The 16,883-nt window shown below is 52.3% G+C and carries 14 protein-coding genes; 7 read left to right on the top strand and 7 right to left on the bottom strand.

What is annotated here, in order from left to right; all coding sequences use genetic code 11:
• Positions 1 to 5: 5 nt before the first annotated feature.
• The 3 genes from prlC to METTU_RS11810 all read left to right on the top strand — a co-directional run bounded on the left by prlC (position 6) and on the right by METTU_RS11810 (position 4,518).
• The gene (prlC, locus tag METTU_RS11820) at positions 6 to 2,093 is read left to right on the top strand and encodes an oligopeptidase A (RefSeq protein ID WP_006891825.1); all 2,088 of its coding nucleotides are present in this window, start codon (positions 6 to 8) and stop codon (positions 2,091 to 2,093) included.
• Positions 2,090 to 3,550, top strand: a complete 1,461-nt coding sequence (ubiD, locus tag METTU_RS11815; RefSeq protein WP_006891824.1) for a 4-hydroxy-3-polyprenylbenzoate decarboxylase — start codon at positions 2,090 to 2,092, stop codon at positions 3,548 to 3,550. Before prlC ends, ubiD begins: the two co-directional genes overlap by 4 nt.
• 137 nt (positions 3,551 to 3,687) lie before the next feature.
• Positions 3,688 to 4,518 (top strand): hypothetical protein, encoded by an 831-nt coding sequence (locus METTU_RS11810; RefSeq protein WP_040579766.1) that lies wholly within the window; start codon positions 3,688 to 3,690, stop codon positions 4,516 to 4,518.
• A gap of 239 nt (positions 4,519 to 4,757) precedes the next feature.
• Here the strand turns inward: METTU_RS11810 and METTU_RS11805 are convergent, their stop codons facing one another.
• From METTU_RS11805 to METTU_RS24045, 5 genes are all read right to left on the bottom strand, one after another.
• A complete protein-coding gene (locus METTU_RS11805; protein WP_006890243.1) occupies positions 4,758 to 5,648 on the bottom strand; it encodes an IS982 family transposase in 891 nt (296 codons plus the stop codon).
• A 339-nt stretch (positions 5,649 to 5,987) separates the two neighbouring features.
• On the bottom strand, positions 5,988 to 6,200 hold the full coding sequence (locus METTU_RS11800; RefSeq protein WP_006891820.1) for a type II toxin-antitoxin system HicA family toxin: 213 nt from the start codon (positions 6,198 to 6,200) through the stop codon (positions 5,988 to 5,990).
• Positions 6,197 to 6,403: a type II toxin-antitoxin system HicB family antitoxin gene (locus tag METTU_RS11795; RefSeq protein ID WP_006891818.1), complete on the bottom strand. Its 207-nt coding sequence runs from the start codon at positions 6,401 to 6,403 to the stop codon at positions 6,197 to 6,199. The genes METTU_RS11800 and METTU_RS11795 overlap by 4 nt, the downstream gene beginning before the upstream one ends.
• Positions 6,404 to 6,679: 276 nt before the next feature.
• Complete coding sequence (locus METTU_RS23880; RefSeq protein WP_174269936.1) at positions 6,680 to 6,835, bottom strand: hypothetical protein; 156 nt, start codon at positions 6,833 to 6,835, stop codon at positions 6,680 to 6,682.
• A 42-nt stretch (positions 6,836 to 6,877) separates the two neighbouring features.
• The gene (locus tag METTU_RS24045) at positions 6,878 to 7,054 is read right to left on the bottom strand and encodes a hypothetical protein (protein ID WP_217182822.1); all 177 of its coding nucleotides are present in this window, start codon (positions 7,052 to 7,054) and stop codon (positions 6,878 to 6,880) included.
• A gap of 369 nt (positions 7,055 to 7,423) precedes the next feature.
• Here METTU_RS24045 and METTU_RS11790 point away from each other — a divergent pair, with 369 nt between their 5' ends.
• From METTU_RS11790 to METTU_RS11775, 4 genes are read left to right on the top strand one after another with little or no spacing between them, the layout of a single operon-like run.
• Positions 7,424 to 8,089 (top strand): CerR family C-terminal domain-containing protein, encoded by a 666-nt coding sequence (locus tag METTU_RS11790; RefSeq protein ID WP_006891816.1) that lies wholly within the window; start codon positions 7,424 to 7,426, stop codon positions 8,087 to 8,089.
• Complete coding sequence (locus METTU_RS11785) at positions 8,082 to 9,644, top strand: efflux transporter outer membrane subunit (RefSeq protein ID WP_040579765.1); 1,563 nt, start codon at positions 8,082 to 8,084, stop codon at positions 9,642 to 9,644. The genes METTU_RS11790 and METTU_RS11785 overlap by 8 nt, the downstream gene beginning before the upstream one ends.
• A complete protein-coding gene (locus METTU_RS11780) occupies positions 9,641 to 10,753 on the top strand; it encodes an efflux RND transporter periplasmic adaptor subunit (protein WP_006891812.1) in 1,113 nt (370 codons plus the stop codon). Before METTU_RS11785 ends, METTU_RS11780 begins: the two co-directional genes overlap by 4 nt.
• On the top strand, positions 10,750 to 13,854 hold the full coding sequence (locus METTU_RS11775; RefSeq protein ID WP_006891811.1) for an efflux RND transporter permease subunit: 3,105 nt from the start codon (positions 10,750 to 10,752) through the stop codon (positions 13,852 to 13,854). Before METTU_RS11780 ends, METTU_RS11775 begins: the two co-directional genes overlap by 4 nt.
• 153 nt (positions 13,855 to 14,007) lie before the next feature.
• On the opposite strand, the gene METTU_RS11770 is transcribed toward METTU_RS11775, so the two are convergent.
• Both METTU_RS11770 and METTU_RS11765 read right to left on the bottom strand, forming a co-directional pair.
• Entirely contained in the window at positions 14,008 to 15,525 is a 1,518-nt protein-coding gene (locus tag METTU_RS11770; RefSeq protein WP_006891810.1) for a GTPase family protein, read from the bottom strand.
• 3 nt (positions 15,526 to 15,528) lie between these two features.
• Positions 15,529 to 16,704, bottom strand: coding sequence for a YcjF family protein (locus METTU_RS11765; protein WP_040580531.1), 1,176 nt, complete (start codon positions 16,702 to 16,704; stop codon positions 15,529 to 15,531).
• Between the last annotated feature and the right edge of the window lie 179 nt (positions 16,705 to 16,883).

Below are 16,883 nucleotides of genomic sequence, written 5' to 3'. Positions count from 1 at the left end.
CCACTATGAATAATCCTTTATTAGCCAACGCCACACTGCCGATGTTTTCCCAGATTAAACCGGAACACATCGTACCGGCCATTGACCAACTCTTGGCCGAAGCCCGTTCGTCTGTGGAACAGCATCTCCAGACTACACAACATTACACGTGGAAAAACCTGATCGAACCCCTGGAAGATGTGGACGATAAGCTCAACAAAGCCTGGTCTCCGATCAGCCACATGAATTCCGTAGTCAACAGCGACGAATTACGTGACGCCTATAACGCTTGCCTGCCCAAGCTCAGCGCCTACTCGACTGAAATGGGACAAAACGAAGCCTTGTTTAAAGCCTATCGCTTTATTGCCGACAGCGATGAATTTGCGACGCTGGACACCGCCCAGCAAAAAATCATCCGCAACGCCCTAAGAGATTTCAAATTGTCCGGCATCGACCTGGATAACGAAAAAAAGCAACGTTACAAGGATATTAGTCAGGAATTGTCCGCGCTTGCCAGCAACTACGAAGAAAACCTGCTGGATTCAACCAATGCCTGGAGCAAGCTGATCAGGGACGAACAGGATCTGGCCGGATTGCCTGAATCCGCCTTGGCCCAGGCCAAACAGACCGCCGACGACTGCAAGGATGCAGGAGGTAGAGCAACGCATGGAGCAGTTGCCGGAAGCCATAATGAAGACGGCTGGATGATCACCCTGCAATTCCCGTCCTATATTTCGGTGATGACTTACGCCGACAACCGAGAATTGCGCCGCGAACATTACGAAGCCTTCGCAACCCGCGCTTCCGATCAGGGCCCGCACGCCGAACAGTGGGACAACAGCGAAAACATGGAAAAAATCCTGGCTTTGCGCCATGAAAAAGCCCGTTTGCTGGGATTCAACAATTACGCGGAACTGTCGCTGGCGACCAAAATGGCGGAAAAGCCGGATGACGTGACCCATTTTCTGGAAGATTTGGCCGACCGATCCTGGCGACATGCGCGCAAGGACCTGGCCGAACTGCGCGAGTTCGCCAAGCAACACTACGGCATTAACGACCTGCAATCCTGGGATATGACCTACTATTCGGAAAAAATGCGCCAACATTTTTACCAGCTGTCGCAGGAAGAAGTTAAAACCTATTTTCCGATCACCCGCGTCCTGCCCGGCCTGTTTGCAATCGTGGAAAAACTGTACGGCTTGCAAATAACCGAGATTAGCGATTTCGACAGCTGGCATCCCGATGTGCGTTTTTTCCAGATCCATGACCAAACCGACCAGCTGCGCGGTCAGTTTTATCTCGACCTTTACGCCCGCGCCAAAAAACGCGGCGGTGCCTGGATGGATGATTGCGTCAGCCGCAAAAGATTCGACGACACCATTCAAATCCCAGTCGCCTACCTGACCTGCAATTTCACCCCGCCGACCGGCGATACACCGGCATTGCTGACTCATGACGAGGTTACCACCTTGTTCCATGAATTCGGCCACGGTCTGCACCATATGCTGACGCAAGTTGATCACCTCGGCGTCTCCGGCATTAACGGCGTGGAATGGGACGCGGTCGAGCTGCCCAGCCAGTTCATGGAAAACTGGTGCTGGGAAAAGGAAGCGCTGGCGCTGATGTCGGGCCACTATCAAACCGACGAGAAATTGCCGGATGCCTTGTTTGATAAGATGATCGCGGCAAAAAATTTCCAGGCCGGAATGATCATGGTACGGCAACTGGAATTCAGCCTGTTCGATTTCCGAATTCACCGCGACTACGACCCTGAAAAAGGCGGTCGCATCTATGAAATTCTGGAACAAGTCAGGGAACAGGTTGCCGTTGTCCGGCCACCCAAGTTCAACCGCTTTGCGCACAGCTTCTCGCATATCTTTGCAGGCGGTTATGGCGCAGGCTATTACAGCTACAAATGGGCGGAAGTCTTGTCCAGCGATGCTTTTTCGCTGTTTGAAGAAAAAGGCATTTTCGACCAGGAAACCGGCAAAGCCTTTTTAACCAACATCCTTGAAAAAGGCGGCAGTCAAATCGCGATGGAATTATTTATCAACTTCCGCGGCCGCAAACCCACTATTGACGCATTGCTCAGACATAACGGCATAGCCGCATGAAATACAAAGACCTGCGCGACTTTATCAAGCAGCTGGAAAAACAGGGGGAGCTAAAGCGCATCACCGTTAAAGTCGATCCCTATCTGGAAATGACTGAAATTTGCGACCGCACCTTAAAAATGGGCGGCCCCGCGTTGCTGTTTGAAAACCCCAAAGGCGCAAACATTCCGGTGCTGGCCAACCTATTCGGTACGCCGCGCCGCGTCGCGATGGGCATGGGCGCAGATTCCGTTACCGAATTACGCGGCATCGGCGAGTTACTGGCTTACCTGAAAGAACCCGAGCCGCCCAAAGGCATGAAAGACGCCTGGGAGAAATTCCCGGTGTTCAAGCAGGTGCTGAATATGGCGCCAAAAATAATCAGTTCCCCGCCGTGCCAGGAACTGGTTCGGGAAGGCGATGAAATCGATCTCGGCGATTACCCCATCCAAACCTGCTGGCCGGAAGACGCCGCTCCGTTGATTACCTGGCCGCTGGTCATTACCAAAGGCCCGAACAAGGAACGGCAAAATCTCGGCATCTATCGCATGCAAGTCATCGGCAAAAACAAAGTCATCATGCGCTGGCTCGCACATCGGGGCGGCGCATTGGATTTCAAGGAATTCCAGGCCGCACATCCCGGTAAGCCCTTCCCCGTTTCCGTGGCCCTGGGCGCCGACCCTGCAACCATACTGGCCGCCGTCACGCCGGTGCCGGACTCCCTGTCCGAATATGCGTTCGCCGGTTTATTGCGCGGCAGCAAAACCGAAGTCGCCAAATCGCTGATTAACGATTTGCAGGTCCCGGCCAGCGCTGAAATCGTGCTGGAAGGCTTTATCTATCCCGGCGAATTCGCCGCCGAAGGTCCTTACGGCGACCACACCGGCTATTACAACGAAGTCGCCGATTTTCCGGTGTTCACCATCGAACGCATCACCCAACGCCAAGCGCCGATTTATCACAGCACCTACACCGGCAGACCGCCTGACGAACCGGCCATCCTGGGCGTTGCGTTAAATGAGGTCTTCGTGCCCATTTTGCAAAAACAATTTCCGGAAATCGTCGATTTCTACCTGCCGCCGGAAGGCTGCTCCTACCGCATGGCCGTCATCAGCATGAAAAAGCAATACGCCGGTCACGCCAAACGCGTGATGCTGGGCACTTGGTCGTTCCTGCGACAATTCATGTATACCAAGTTCGTGATCGTCGTCGATGACGATGTCGATGTCCGCAACTGGCAGGACGTGATCTGGGCGATGACCACCCGCATGGACCCCGCCAGGGACTTGACCATACTGGAGAACACGCCGATCGATTATCTCGATTTCGCCTCGCCGGTTTCAGGCTTAGGCTCCAAGGTGGGATTTGACGCAACCAATAAATGGCCGGGCGAAACCAACCGGGAATGGGGCAGAACTATCGTGATGTCGCCGGAGGTGGTCAAGAAAGTGGATGAGATGTGGGATACATTGTTTTAATCATGTAGGGACCCTCATCTACGCAGGATGAGCTAAACGCAGTGCAGCGCATCATTCGCGATCGATGCGCTTCGTACCTCAGCACATCCTATGGGCTTGGTGGACTTAGTGATTTGGCTTTGTAGCGCAGCAGAAAAATGTTATTTATAGATGCTAGAGGAACTGGTGGGATGATTTCTATAACAACGCAGAAAGATGCAGGAAAAATTAGAGATTTGTCTTTCTGTTATATTTGCGGGATAGATTTTCAGGAAAGCGATTCAAAAAACCTCGACCATGTTCCACCAAAATCCATATTCGCTAAGCCAGACAGAGATTTTCCATTGAAATTTACTACCCATAAAGATCAATGCCATAGCCCAATGAATTTAGATGATGAAGTAATCAGTCAGTTGTTTGCACTAATTCACGGAAAACAGCCAAGCGAAAAAAACGACAAGTTAAAAATTGGCGTCTACCAAAGGACAGAGACAGGAGCAATAATGGCCTCTTTTAGTGAACGTAACATCGAAATTCTACTTAGACGCTGGTTAAAAGGATTTCATGCCGCCTTATACCGTGAGCCTCTAGATGAAAACACTAGATTTGCTATTCAAACTCCGTTTCCCTCAGGTGTTAAAAAAGATGATCAGTTCATTGATGCCCCTATAAAAGAACAACACTACGAATTTGTTGAGTGTATAAAGAAAAATCGAGCTATAGGTAAATTGGATTGCATCCAATCTAATAACGGAAGATTGAGATATGAGTGCGTATGGGATAAATTGAGCAATGGTTCCTGGAGTTGTATATTCGCTCTTAACTTGTATGATTGGAAAAACCTTGGTGATATCAATAACTTTAAGGCAAGAGGCTGTGCAGGAATGTATAGTCCACCTAATGGTAAAGCACCTAATAATGCTGCTCTAGCAACACAACTTGAGTTTCGTTTCGAAAACTTGGACGAGGCAGATCCATTCGGCTTATAAATTGGACGGTAGATAAAAAGTAAGCTAGGTAGGGTACGCTGTGCGTACCTCTTACATTGATTTTTACAGAAATTTATAAAGGTACGCACAGCGTACCCTACATCACTTACCGTTTCAGCTAATCTTATCAAGAATAAGTTGCCCCGCCTGTAACGCCTGCTTTCGCCATTGCTTCCAGTAGTTTTCTGATTGTTGCTGCCGTAAACAGCTCGTAGGATAGGTAGAGACTATAATGTGAATTAAGAGCTAACGCGTAAATAATTCCAAAAAAACATGGCGGCGGCCAACTTGCCGAATACATGCACCATCAGACCGCTGTATGATCGAACCTTACCCGCGCATTCAATGCCTGTTTGTTGTTCAATCCAGCCGAATAAAGTTTCAATCGGCTGCCTGATACGAGAAACGGCAGTCGATAACCATTGATCCTGGGGCTCTAAATACCTTTGGCCTTTTTGTTTTTTTACCGGCGTTAATACCGTCAGGTTTTGAGTTTCTTTCACTTCTTTTGCATCTGATCGGTGATAGGCTTTATCGCCATAGAGCTCATTGTGAGTTAATTCAGGCCTAATCTGATCAAATACTGTTCCATCATGGCAACTTGCTCCGGTTACACCAATGTATTCAGGATTCGGCAACGTGCCCGCTTGACGACGCCCGACGATATGAACCCGAACACCGTAATAGTACAGTTTCTTGGTTGAACAATAGCCCGCATCCGCTAACTCCCTTGCAACGCGTGCTTTAAACCGGTGACCTTGCTTGGCTAGCGCCACAGGGAAAGAATCCATCAACCAGACTTGCCCTTGATTTTTTTCTTCTTGCTCTTGCTGAATGATTTCCAGCAACGGCGCGAAAACATCAGCTACCTTATTCAGTCGCTGAACAAAGGCTGTGTAACTGGGTAGCCTTGGAAACCAATGCCGCAAATGGCGATCGGCATAACCATAGATCTTTTTTAGCTCTCTATTTTTATCAATGACACCGAATAGATAGATCGCTATGACTTCTTCATCTGTAAAACTCAAGTCTGCGTAATTCGACATTCGCTGACTATAAACCCAAAGGTTATCCTGATAGCGCTTGCATACATACAGGTAAATTGTTATTAATTGTTCTTGCCAGTTCATCGCTTACTTAGAGGATTGGGGGGAGTCGTGTCTTTCCCAATATTCTAGCCCAACCGGTGAGCTGGCTTCTATTTAGCTCTTAATTCACATTATAGCCGAAACCCATCATACTCAATCATCTATGCGATGGGTTTCGCGTTGCTCTACCCATCCTACCGCCTGCCCAGCCTAACCAGATATTAAACAATCCGGCGGACAATCGCGCGAGACGCCAATTCCAGTCCTGCAGGCTGGAATAAGCTTGCTTGAGCGAAAGCGAGAATAGGCGTTTCCGGTACAACAGCACGAAAAGCCGGAAACGCCCGGCGACGCTACCGCTTGTCTAACCGTATTCCGGGGCTACAAGTCGCTGGGTTTTAGCCCAGTATGTTTGGAAATACGAGCCAGCATACGAGGGCCTATTTCTTCGCTGTTATGAAAAGCGAATACGAAATCGGGCCAGCCGGTTCGAGCTAAGGTGTGATGCGATCCTGATTGACGCTTGATTTCCCAGCCGATGCTAAGCAGCGCGGCAAGAACACGTTTGGCCTTTGCCGAAGGCCATTGACTCATGCGGCAACGAGTTCAATGTTGATTGACATGGGACGGCTTTCCCCGGTTTCGATGCGCTCGGCCAGTGCGCGAAGGGCTAATATTTCAGCTTTAGCCATTGCCTCGTCAGCAGTAGCGCCATAAGTTAATACGCCGGGAATTTCGGGAACCTCTGCCAACCAACGGCCATCGTCTTCACGCTCATATTCAATATGAAAATTCATGATGCCTCCAAAGATGAAAGTGATTGTGCATTCTACACCCGTGAATAAAACAGGCCTAACAGTTGATGATTAAACTGAATTTATAGCATTCTCACGCTGAGCGTCGTTACCTCGCTTCAAATTAACACGGCAGTTAGCCTAAATTAGCGATGCAATATCAAGGATTAATGGGTGACGAAAGGCCCTTTTCTCCACGCTTTTATGCAATTCCGGCATCTGCCGGATAACCAAAAATCAACGAAATAGGTTTGGCTTTGAACAGAGCATTTACACGGCTTAACTTTTACCCCTGCCGATATTAAAAATAAGTTGCCCCTCGTGTAACGCCTGTTTTCGCCATTGCCGCCAGGTGCTTTCTACTTGCTGCTGACGTAAACAACGCAAATAACGCACCCGTTGCGCCGCGTTAAGATGTTCGTGAATCAGCGGCATCAAACCGTCTTCGATATTGTAAGCGGTTTTTTCAGGAGCAAGTTAAACGGGGACGATGCAGTCCAGCGGTAAACTCAAATCTTGGGCCAACGCGTCACAAGCCTGTCGAATGCTGTGTGCTTTGGCATTGTCCGGTTGTTGAATATTGTAGGGAGGGTTCCATTCCCGGACCGGACGCAAACGGCCGCAATGCGTAGCCACCGCAATGATAACCGGCAAGGCTTGATTGGGGCTTTGTTCTTGAAAAGAGTGGCAAACAGCATTCAGTTATTGTCAATCAACGCCCCACATTTTCCAGTTATCAACACTGACTCTACCCGCTTAATGTACTGTATGACATTGATTTCCTAAGCAACACTCTTGGAACCTGAAAAGTTTTCAATCTTTATTCCCCCGATTCCCCGATAATTTTTGCATGTTGATTAACACCCCATATTAATCCTTAACTTCGTCTAGGTTAATTTGCAGCAACTGGACACCTGCCTCAATAAATCCTCCAAACACCCCAGAATTGACAATCAAACGATTGATTGATATTGTGACAATCAATCGTTTGATTTATTTTTTGTAAGCAATTCCTGAGGCAGCATGGTCACTAACGAAAATCCCGGAACAGAAACTCACGACGCACGCAGCAGACTGGTCATGTCGGCATTACGGCTATTTGCCGAAAAAGGCTACAAGGCCGCCTCCACCCGAGAAATCTGCGAAGCGGCGGGCGCGAATATTTCGGCCATCCGCTACTACTTCGGCGATAAGGCCGGCCTTTATCGCGCCGCATTTACCGAACCGATGGGCGACACACCCTGTGGCTCCAATATCGCAGCTTATGCCGGTTTACCGCTGCCCGAAGCGCTAGCCAGGTTTTTCACGGAATTTCTTGAACCGCTGAAAAAAGGCGAAGAGATCAGGCTGGTGATGAAACTGCACTTCCGGGAAATGATCGAGCCGACCGGAGTCTGGCAGCAGGAAATCGATGCGGAGATCAAACCGCAACATGAAGCATTGGTTTCGCTGCTCAAAGAGCATTTGGCCCTGCAACGCATTGATACTGATGTTCATCGACTGGCTTTTGCCATCATCGGCATGGCCGTGCATTTTTATGTCGGGCAAGAGGTTGTTTCGGCCATTTCGCCGCAAGTGTTGAACACTCTCAAGGCGATTGATGTTCTGGCAGAACGCCTGGCCGGGTACGCCGTGTCGATGATCGAAGGCGAGGCCCGGCGTCGCGCGCAAGAAGCAAATCATGAGTGATAAAAATCTACAACGACTAAGCTGGAGTCTTCTGCCTTTGCTCCTTTCAGCATGCGGCTCCAGCGGCTTGCTGACCACTGTGGGTCCTGATTACCAAACTAAGCCTTTGAAGGCAGCGGCTAACTGGCAAGCCCCCCAGTCAGGCGAGAATAACTTGCCCACTGCTCACCAAGGCGACCCGGCCAATCTCAACCGGTGGTGGCAACGCTTTAATGATCCGGTTCTGAACCGCTTTTTAGCGGCAGCCCAGCAAGAAAGCGCGTCCGTGGCCGACGCCAGGGCGCGCATCGAGCAAGCCCGAGCCAACCTGGTCGGCGCCGATGCCGCCTTACTGCCCTCGATAGATTCCAGCATAGGCGCTAAACGCTCCTCTTCTTCCTTTGGAGGCGCTCCGTTCGTATGGAACCAATTACCGGCTGGGCTGCAATCCAGCTGGGAAGTCGACTTGTTCGGCGGCTTGGCGCGCCAGGAGGAAGCGGCCCGCAGCCAACTGGAATCGAGAAATGCATCCTGGCACGACGCCCGCGTCTCGGTGGCGGCGGAAGCCGCCAATGCTTATCTGGCTTATCGTTATTGCGAGGGTCAAGTGCAAATAGTGCAGGCCGACACCGCGTCGCGCCGGGAATCGGCCAGGCTCTCGGAAATCGCAGGTAAAGCCGGATTCCGTGCACCAGGCGACGTCGCGCTTGCCAATGCCAGTGCCGCCGAGGGCAATAGAACGTTGCTGCAACAACAAGCGCAATGCGAACGTTCGATAAAGGGTCTTGTCGCAATGACCGGCTTACAGGAACCGGAAGTTCGTAAATTGTTAACTGAGGCGCCGGACCGGGTGGCAAAGCTGCCCATCCCACCGGCGTTCCGAATTGATTCCCTGCCTGCCCGCGTGTTGCTGCAACGGCCCGACGTGGCCTCCGCCGAGCGCGATGTCGCGGAGGCCAGCGCCAATATCGGCGTCGAACAGGCCAAGCGGTTTCCGAAGTTGAGTCTGTCCGGCAACATCACGCCGACGTTGCAAAACATTAACGGGGGAGCGTTTTTGCTCGCACAAACCTGGGCGATCGGCCCGACACTCAGCTTGCCGCTGTTCGATGCCGGTAAGCGGGCCGCCGACGTGGAAGCGGCGCGAGTCCAATATCAGGCTGCCGAAAGCAAATTTCGCAGCAAAGTGCGTACGGCGGTAAAAGAAGTGGAAGAAGCCTTGGTGCGATTAGATAGCGCCAGCCAACGCTTACCCGAAGGCCGAAAGGCTGTCACCGGTTACCGGGCAAATTTTCTGGCTGTCCAGCAACTTTACCAAGTCGGATTAGGTAATTTGATTGATGTCGAAACATCAAGGCGTAACGTTCTGTCCGCTGAAATGGCCCTTAAAGAGTTAGAGCAGGAGCAGGTCAGCGCCTGGATCGCTCTGTACCGTGCAGTCGGCGGCAGCTGGGAAGCACATGACGATGCCCGGAAAATTGGCGCCGCAAGCTCTTCTGCTCCAAGCAGCGGCGAACCCGAAAAACCAGATCACTATTTAAATCATCAAGTCGATTTCACCGGAGGAAAATCATGATAAAAGGAAAAACAGGCGCTCTTCTGACAGCCTTAAGCGTACTGATCGGCATTGGCATTATCGCCGGACGCAGTAGCTATTCTGCCACCGCCGACACAGCTCCCGCGCCGAAGCCTGCGCTCAGCGTAACGGTAATCCAGCCTGCCATGCGCGACATTCCCATGACACTGACGGCCAACGGTTCGATAGCGGCATGGCAGGAGGCCATTATCGGCGCTGAAATAAGCGACCTGCGTTTGATTGAGGTGAATGTGCAAGTGGGCGAAACCGTAAAGAAAGGACAGCTGCTGGCGGTTTTTTCCGACGAAAGCGTATTAGCCGATGTCGCCCAAAGCCGGGCAGCGCTGGCCGAGGCCGAGGCGAATCTGGCCGATGCACGCGTTAACGCCGAACGGGCCGGACAGATCTCGGCTTCCGGGGCGCTAAGCAGCCAACAAGTGAACCAATATCTGACCGGCGAAAAAACCGCTAAAGCCAAGGTCCAGTCGGCCAAAGCGCAGTTGGACTCGCAATTGTTGCGGCTGAAATATACCAAGGTTTTAGCCGGCGATGAGGGCGTTATTTCTTCCCGTAGCGCCACCTTGGGTGCGGTCGCTGCAAAGGGGCAGGAATTGTTTCGCATGATCCGGCAAAACCGGCTGGAATGGCGGGGCGAAGTCACTGCCTCCGAAATGGCCCAACTCAAGCCCGGCATCGCTGTTAGCGTCGAAGTGCCCAACGTCGGCAGCATCAAGGGCAAGATTCGTGCATTGGCTCCGACCTTGGATGTCCAGAGCCGCAATGGTTTGGTCTATGTGGATTTACCGGAAGCCGCCCAGCATGGCTTACGCGCGGGAATGTTCGGCCGGGGCGAATTCCAAATCGGTATCAACGCCGGTCTCATCGTCCCCCAGACTGCGCTATCTTTGCGGGAAGGCTTCAGCTATGTCTTCAAACTGGGCGAGCAGAGCGGTTCGCTTGCCAAGGTCTCTCAGGTCAAAGTGCAACTGGGCCGAAGAACCGGTGACAGCTTGGAAATACTTTCTGGACTCAATCCGGGGGATCGTCTGGTTGCCATCGGCGCCTCATTCCTGACCGATGGCGATACTGTGCAGCTGGTGCAGCCATGAACGTCTCCTCATGGTGTATCCGCAACCCCATTCCGGCGCTGATGTTGTTTGTGCTGCTGAGCTTCGGGGGGCTGTTAAGTTTTCAGTCGATGAAAGTTCAAAATATGCCGGATCTGGACTTGCCTACGGTAACGGTCACGGCATCTTTGCCCGGCGCCTCGCCTTCCCAGCTGGAAAGCGAGGTGGCGCGTAAGATCGAAAACGCTATCGCCACCTTGCAAGGCCTAAAGCACATCACCACTAAAGTGCAGGACGGCAGCGTTATTATTACTGCCGAGTTCCGTCTGGAAAAACCCGTACAGGAAGTGGTGGACGACATGCGTTCCGCTGTGTCCAAAGTGCGTTCCGATCTGCCTGCCGATCTGCGCGACCCGGTCGTTACCAAGCTGGATTTGGCCGGTTCGCCGATCCTGGCGTTTACTGTCGCCTCCGCCCAGCGCGATGACGAAGCGCTTTCCTGGTTTGTAGAAGACACGATTGCCAAAAAGTTGCTCAGCGTGCGCGGTGTGGGCCAAGTTAGCCGGGTGGGCGGCGCTAGCCGGGAAGTGGCCATTGCCCTGGACCCGGTCAAATTGCAATCGTTGGGCGCTACGGCTGCCGACATTTCCCGGCAGTTGCGCGCGATACAAAGAGAAAGTGCAGGCGGCCGTACCAATTTGAGTAGTGGTGAACAGCCGGTACGCACCTTAGCCAACGTTGCGTCGGTGGAAGAAATGCGACCGTTGCAACTCTCGTTGGCAGACGGCCGCAGTTTCCGGCTCGACCAGGTCGCGACCATCGACGACACGGTGGCGGAGCCCCGATCGCTGGCCTTGCTCAACGGCAAACCGGTGGTAGGGTTTGAAGTCACCCGCAGCCGCGGCGCCAGCGACGTCGAGGTGGGCGCGGGCGTGCAAAAAGCGTTAGCGGAATTACGGCTTGCCAACCCGGACATAGAATTTACCGAAGCGTTCAATTTTGTCACCCCGGTGCAGGAAGAATTCCACGGCTCCATGACCATGCTTTACGAAGGCGCTTTGTTGGCGATATTGGTCGTCTGGCTGTTTTTAAAAGATTGGCGGGCGACTTTCATCTCCTCCGTAGCCCTGCCGCTGTCGATAATTCCGGCCTTTTTGGGCATGGACTATTTAGGTTTTTCCCTGAACGGGATCACTTTGTTGGCGTTATCTCTGGTGGTTGGCATCCTGGTGGATGATGCTATCGTCGAAGTGGAAAATATCGTGCGCCACTTGCGTATGGGCAAAACACCTTATCAGGCGGCCATGCAGGCGGCGGATGAAATCGGCCTGGCGGTGGTCGCTACCACGTTCGCACTGGTTGCGGTATTTTTGCCCACGGCCTTCATGAGCGGGATTGCCGGGCGCTTCTTCAAACAATTCGGCTGGACCGCAGCGCTGGCCGTACTGGCCTCGCTGGTAGTGGCGCGGATGCTGACGCCGATGATGGCCGCGTATCTGTTGAAAGACAGCGGCCACTTCGAGCCACCGGAAGGGCGCATCATGAAAAACTATATGAAACTGGCGGCCTGGTGTTTGAAGCATCGCCTGACCACGATAGCGGCTGCGGCGGCGTTTTTCATCGGCTCCTTGCTGCTGATCCCTTTATTGCCCACGGGATTCATACCGCCGGATGATAATCCGCAGACCCAGGTTTTCGTCGAATTATCGCCCGGCGCCGGCCTTGCCCAAACCAGTGCCTCGGCGGAAGCTGCCCGGCAACTGGTGGCAAACGTGCCTTATGTAAAATCGGTTTATACCACGATCGGCGGCGGTTCAGCCGGCGGCGATCCTCTTGCCGCCTCTCAAAGCGGCGAAGTGCGTAAAGCCACGTTGACGATTACGCTGGCTAATCGTCAAGACCGGCCCGTGCGTAAGCAAGTCATCGAGCAAAACATCCGGCAGGCGCTGCAAAACTTGCCCGGCGTGCGCACCAAAGTAGGCCTCGGCGGGTCGGGCGAGAAATACGTGCTGGTGCTGAGCGGCGACGATCCGCAGGCCTTAAGCACCGCTGCCCGTAACGTTGAGCGCGATCTTCGGACTATTCCCGGCCTGGGCAGCATCGCCTCCAGCGCCGCGTTGGTAAGGCCTGAAATTGCGGTACGAACGGATTTTTCCCGTGCCGCCGATTTGGGCGTCACCACCGCGGCTATCGCAGAGACGCTGCGCATTGCCACGATAGGGGATTACGACTGGTCTTTGCCCAAGCTCAATCTCGCCCAACGCCAGGTGCCGGTGGTGGTGAAACTGGCCGCAGATGGACGCAGCGATCTTTCGGTGCTGGAACGGCTCGCGGTGCCGTCAGGCAAAGCAGGTTCGGGATCGGTGATGGTGAGTCAGGTGGCCGATCTGGATTTTTCCAGCGGACCTGCGGTCATTGATCGTTATGACCGCTCACGCAACATCAATTTTGAAATTGAACTCTCCGGCCTGCCGTTAGGGGATGTGACTTCCGCAGTGCAAAATTTGCCCAGCATTCGCAATCTGCCTGCCGGGGTAAAGCGGATCAATATTGGCGATGCCGAAATGATGGCTGAGCTTTTCGCCAGTTTTGGCCTCGCCATGCTCACCGGCATGCTGTGCATATTCATCGTGCTGGTACTGCTGTTCAAGGAGTTTTTGCAGCCGATCACCATCTTGGCCGCGCTGCCGCTTTCTTTCGGCGGCGGTTTTGTGGCGCTGCTGTTGACCGGTAAAGCGTTTTCCATGCCGTCGCTGATCGGGCTCATTATGCTGATGGGCATTGCCACCAAGAATTCCATATTGCTGGTCGAATATGCCATTGTTGCGCGGCGAGATCATGGCATGCCTCGAAGGGATGCGCTACTGGATGCCTGCCGGAAACGCGCCCGCCCTATCGTCATGACCACCATTGCGATGGGTGCAGGCATGCTGCCGGTTGCGCTTGGCATGGGCGGCGCGGATTCATCTTTCCGCAGCCCGATGGCGGTCGCCGTGATCGGCGGCTTGGTGACTTCCACCTTGCTCAGCCTGTTGGTGATTCCGGTGGCGTATACCTATTTGGATGATTTCAATAGCTGGATCAAGGCGCTTTGGCGGCGCTATGCCTCCGCCAAAGCATCCGATGCGGGACTGAGGCTTTGAAGTTAATGCGGCTATACGGAATCCGTGAATGACCTGATCCCGTCTTTCGGCCATTCGGCAAACCCAGGGAACGGTTTGTGTTTATTTCGTTCATGGTTCTGTCGCACAGTTTGTAAAACCGAAAAATATTATTTAGCCTGTATTATTTTTTCTTCAACGTTTAAAAATAAGCTGCCCCGCTTGTAATGCCTGTTTTCGCCATTGCCGCCAGTAGCTTTCCGATTGTTGCTGACGTAAACAGCGCAAATAACGCACCCGTTGGGCCGCGTTAAGATGTTCGTAAATCAACGGCATCAAACCGTCTTCGATATTGTAAGCGGGTTTTTCAGGGGCCAGACAAACGGGGACGATGCAATCCAGCGATAAACTCAAATCGTGGGCCATCGCCTCACAAGCCTGTCGAATACTGTGTGCTTTGGCGTTGTCCGGTTGTTGAATATTGTAGGGGGGATTCCATTCACGGGCCGGGCGTAAACGGTCGCAATGCGTCGCCACCGCGATGATAACCGGCAAGGCTTGGTTTGGACATTGCTCCTGGAAATAGCGGCGAATGGCGTTCACTTGTTCTGTATCGACTTGGCGGGCGGCTTGCGCGGCATTGCAAACCATTAAAATCACATCGACTTTTGTCCACTCCTGCATTAATGCCTCAGGTGCCTGGTCGTGCATTAAGCCGCCGTAACCGGCGCTGTCCAGTATGATCGCTTGTTGCAAGCCGTCGCGTTCGAGCAGGTAAGGGGTGATTTCTGCGGTAGTCGGCAAGAGTCCTTCTGCGCTTTTTATTTCGCCGAATAAGGCGTTAATCAAACTGGATTTGCCGCTGCTGACTTGGCCTACAACAAGTAGCCGGAGCGGTTCTATCGACTGGTCATGCGCTTCGCTTTCCGCAATGTCTTGTTTTGATGCGGCGGTTAATCTGTCAGTCGGGACAATATCGTCCAAGGTTAATTGACCGCTGTAGAGTTGAATCGCGTAATAACCTAGCTTGTTGATATAAGCACTGATCAGGCGTTGCGATATTTCATGGGTAACGGCATTCAGGCCTTTGCCGATTAATACACTGCGCGCTTTAGCCAGCGCCGCACCCGCCCAATTAAACAGCCAATTCCCGACATCGAAAACTGATTTAAGCTTACTCAAGGTATCGACGGCTTGCTTGGCGCGTAATAAATCGCCGACTCTGACCGCATGGCTGCCGGGAATTTTGTCTAATACGTCGTGCTGAATATCTTCGCAGACCAATACAATCAGTTTCAGCAAATACGGCAGCGGAAATTCTAAAATGGGGTATTTGGAATCGGCATGAAAGTGCCGCGCAACCAGCGTTAATACTTCATTGGTCAGTTTTAAGGCTTTGCTTGAGTCCGTCAATACATCCGATTCTGTTTGCCAGCGTTCGGTTAACGGCTTAAGTTCTCGCCACGCCAGTTGGGCTTTATCCGGCCAGTTTGGATTAGGCTGAATCTCGATGGGTTCTACAAACAACGGTTTTTCGCTATGACTGCGCCAGTGCAGCAGTCCATAGACCAGCGCCATGTTCGCCGACAAGATGCCCAAGCCCTGATAAAGCCAACCGTGTTGCCATACCCAGTAACCGCCCAAGCCTATTAACGCCAGCCAAGGCATTAAAAACATCACCGCCAAGACAATGCTAAAGCGCGTTACAAGCATAAGCTAAGTTTCCTTGTTTTTGAGTAATTGACGCGCATGAACGAAGGCTTCGTCGTAAGCCTGTTTTAACGTCGCATGGTCAGGTAAAGCGCCGCGTTTTACGCCATGCAAATATACGCAAAAAGCTTTGCCCAGTGCATAAGTCATCGCTCCCGAATAAACGCCCGCCACCGCCGAGCCGTAAACAGGGACAAATTTAAGCAGTTCCCGTCCTAATAATCCTACGCCGACACTGACGCCGATCAGGCTGGTAAATTCGGCATAAAGTCTGCGGGTCAGCTCCAGGCCATAAATTGAAGCGATACTATGAAACAGTTTGGCCTGCACAGCCAGCACTAACGGCAAACCTGCCAGGGGAATCGCGCCCATGCCGACATTAAGCACTGCGTAACCGATCAGGTGCGGATGAGCTTGCTGAGCATGAAAATCCAGTAATTCTTTATGCTGTTCGGTACCGCGCAATAAGCCGATCACACCCGCCGGCAACACGCTTTCAATGGTGCGCCATAACGCATCCAACCCGTAATCGGCAGGCTCAAAACCGTCTTCCGGCAGCGTGAAATCAAGCGGCACAAAATGTACCGGCACCGACTTAAACCAGTCGCGCTGATGTAACAGCACTTGCGCCAAAGCATGAGGCACTTGCGGCGGAAAGGGGATCTGTTGGTAAGGATACGGTTGAATATGCTCGGCGTCGCTTACATATCCTTCGTGCAAGGCGGTTTGGACCACTATGATAGGCCAGTCCGGGTGCTGCTGATGAATGGTCAACACGGTATCAACCACTTCCGCTTGGTTCATGTCCAACGCCCGTAGCACTACGACTAATAAATGCGCCTGATTGGCACACCAGGCTAGGTCTTCGCCCGGATTGTAAGCAGTTTCGCCCAAACCCCGCGTATCCAGAAAACGCATCATCGGATGGCTGGATGACGGAAAATCATAAAATCGCGATCTTTTCGTGCAAGCCTGGAAGCCATTGCCGATTTCCGCCGCATCGCTGCCGGTTAATGCTCGAATCAGCGATGTTTTTCCGGCTTGTGTTTTGCCCAGCAGCCAAAAAACAGGAATCGGTAAGCGTTGCTTAACTTCGTTTATTTTGGACTCTATGCCGGTCGCTTTGGGGCTAAAGAGCGCATCGCCCAAACCTTTCCACGTCCAACTGCCGATGATATTCATAGGGATTAGGTAAAACTTTGCGGGCTTAATGTGATAATGATCATGCCAAATACAAGCATGTGTTATCTCCATAAAGTAAAAGATCGTCATATCCTGGCCTGATTGAATAAAGCGTGGGATATGAATTGGGGGGTAAAGCGTTAAAAAATTATAACTCTTTTTTATGCACTCAGTTCGTA

Origin of the sequence: Methylobacter tundripaludum SV96 (assembly GCF_000190755.2) — a bacterium.
Taxonomy (GTDB): domain Bacteria; phylum Pseudomonadota; class Gammaproteobacteria; order Methylococcales; family Methylomonadaceae; genus Methylobacter_A; species Methylobacter_A tundripaludum.
This window is presented reverse-complemented; position numbering and strand designations above follow the sequence as displayed.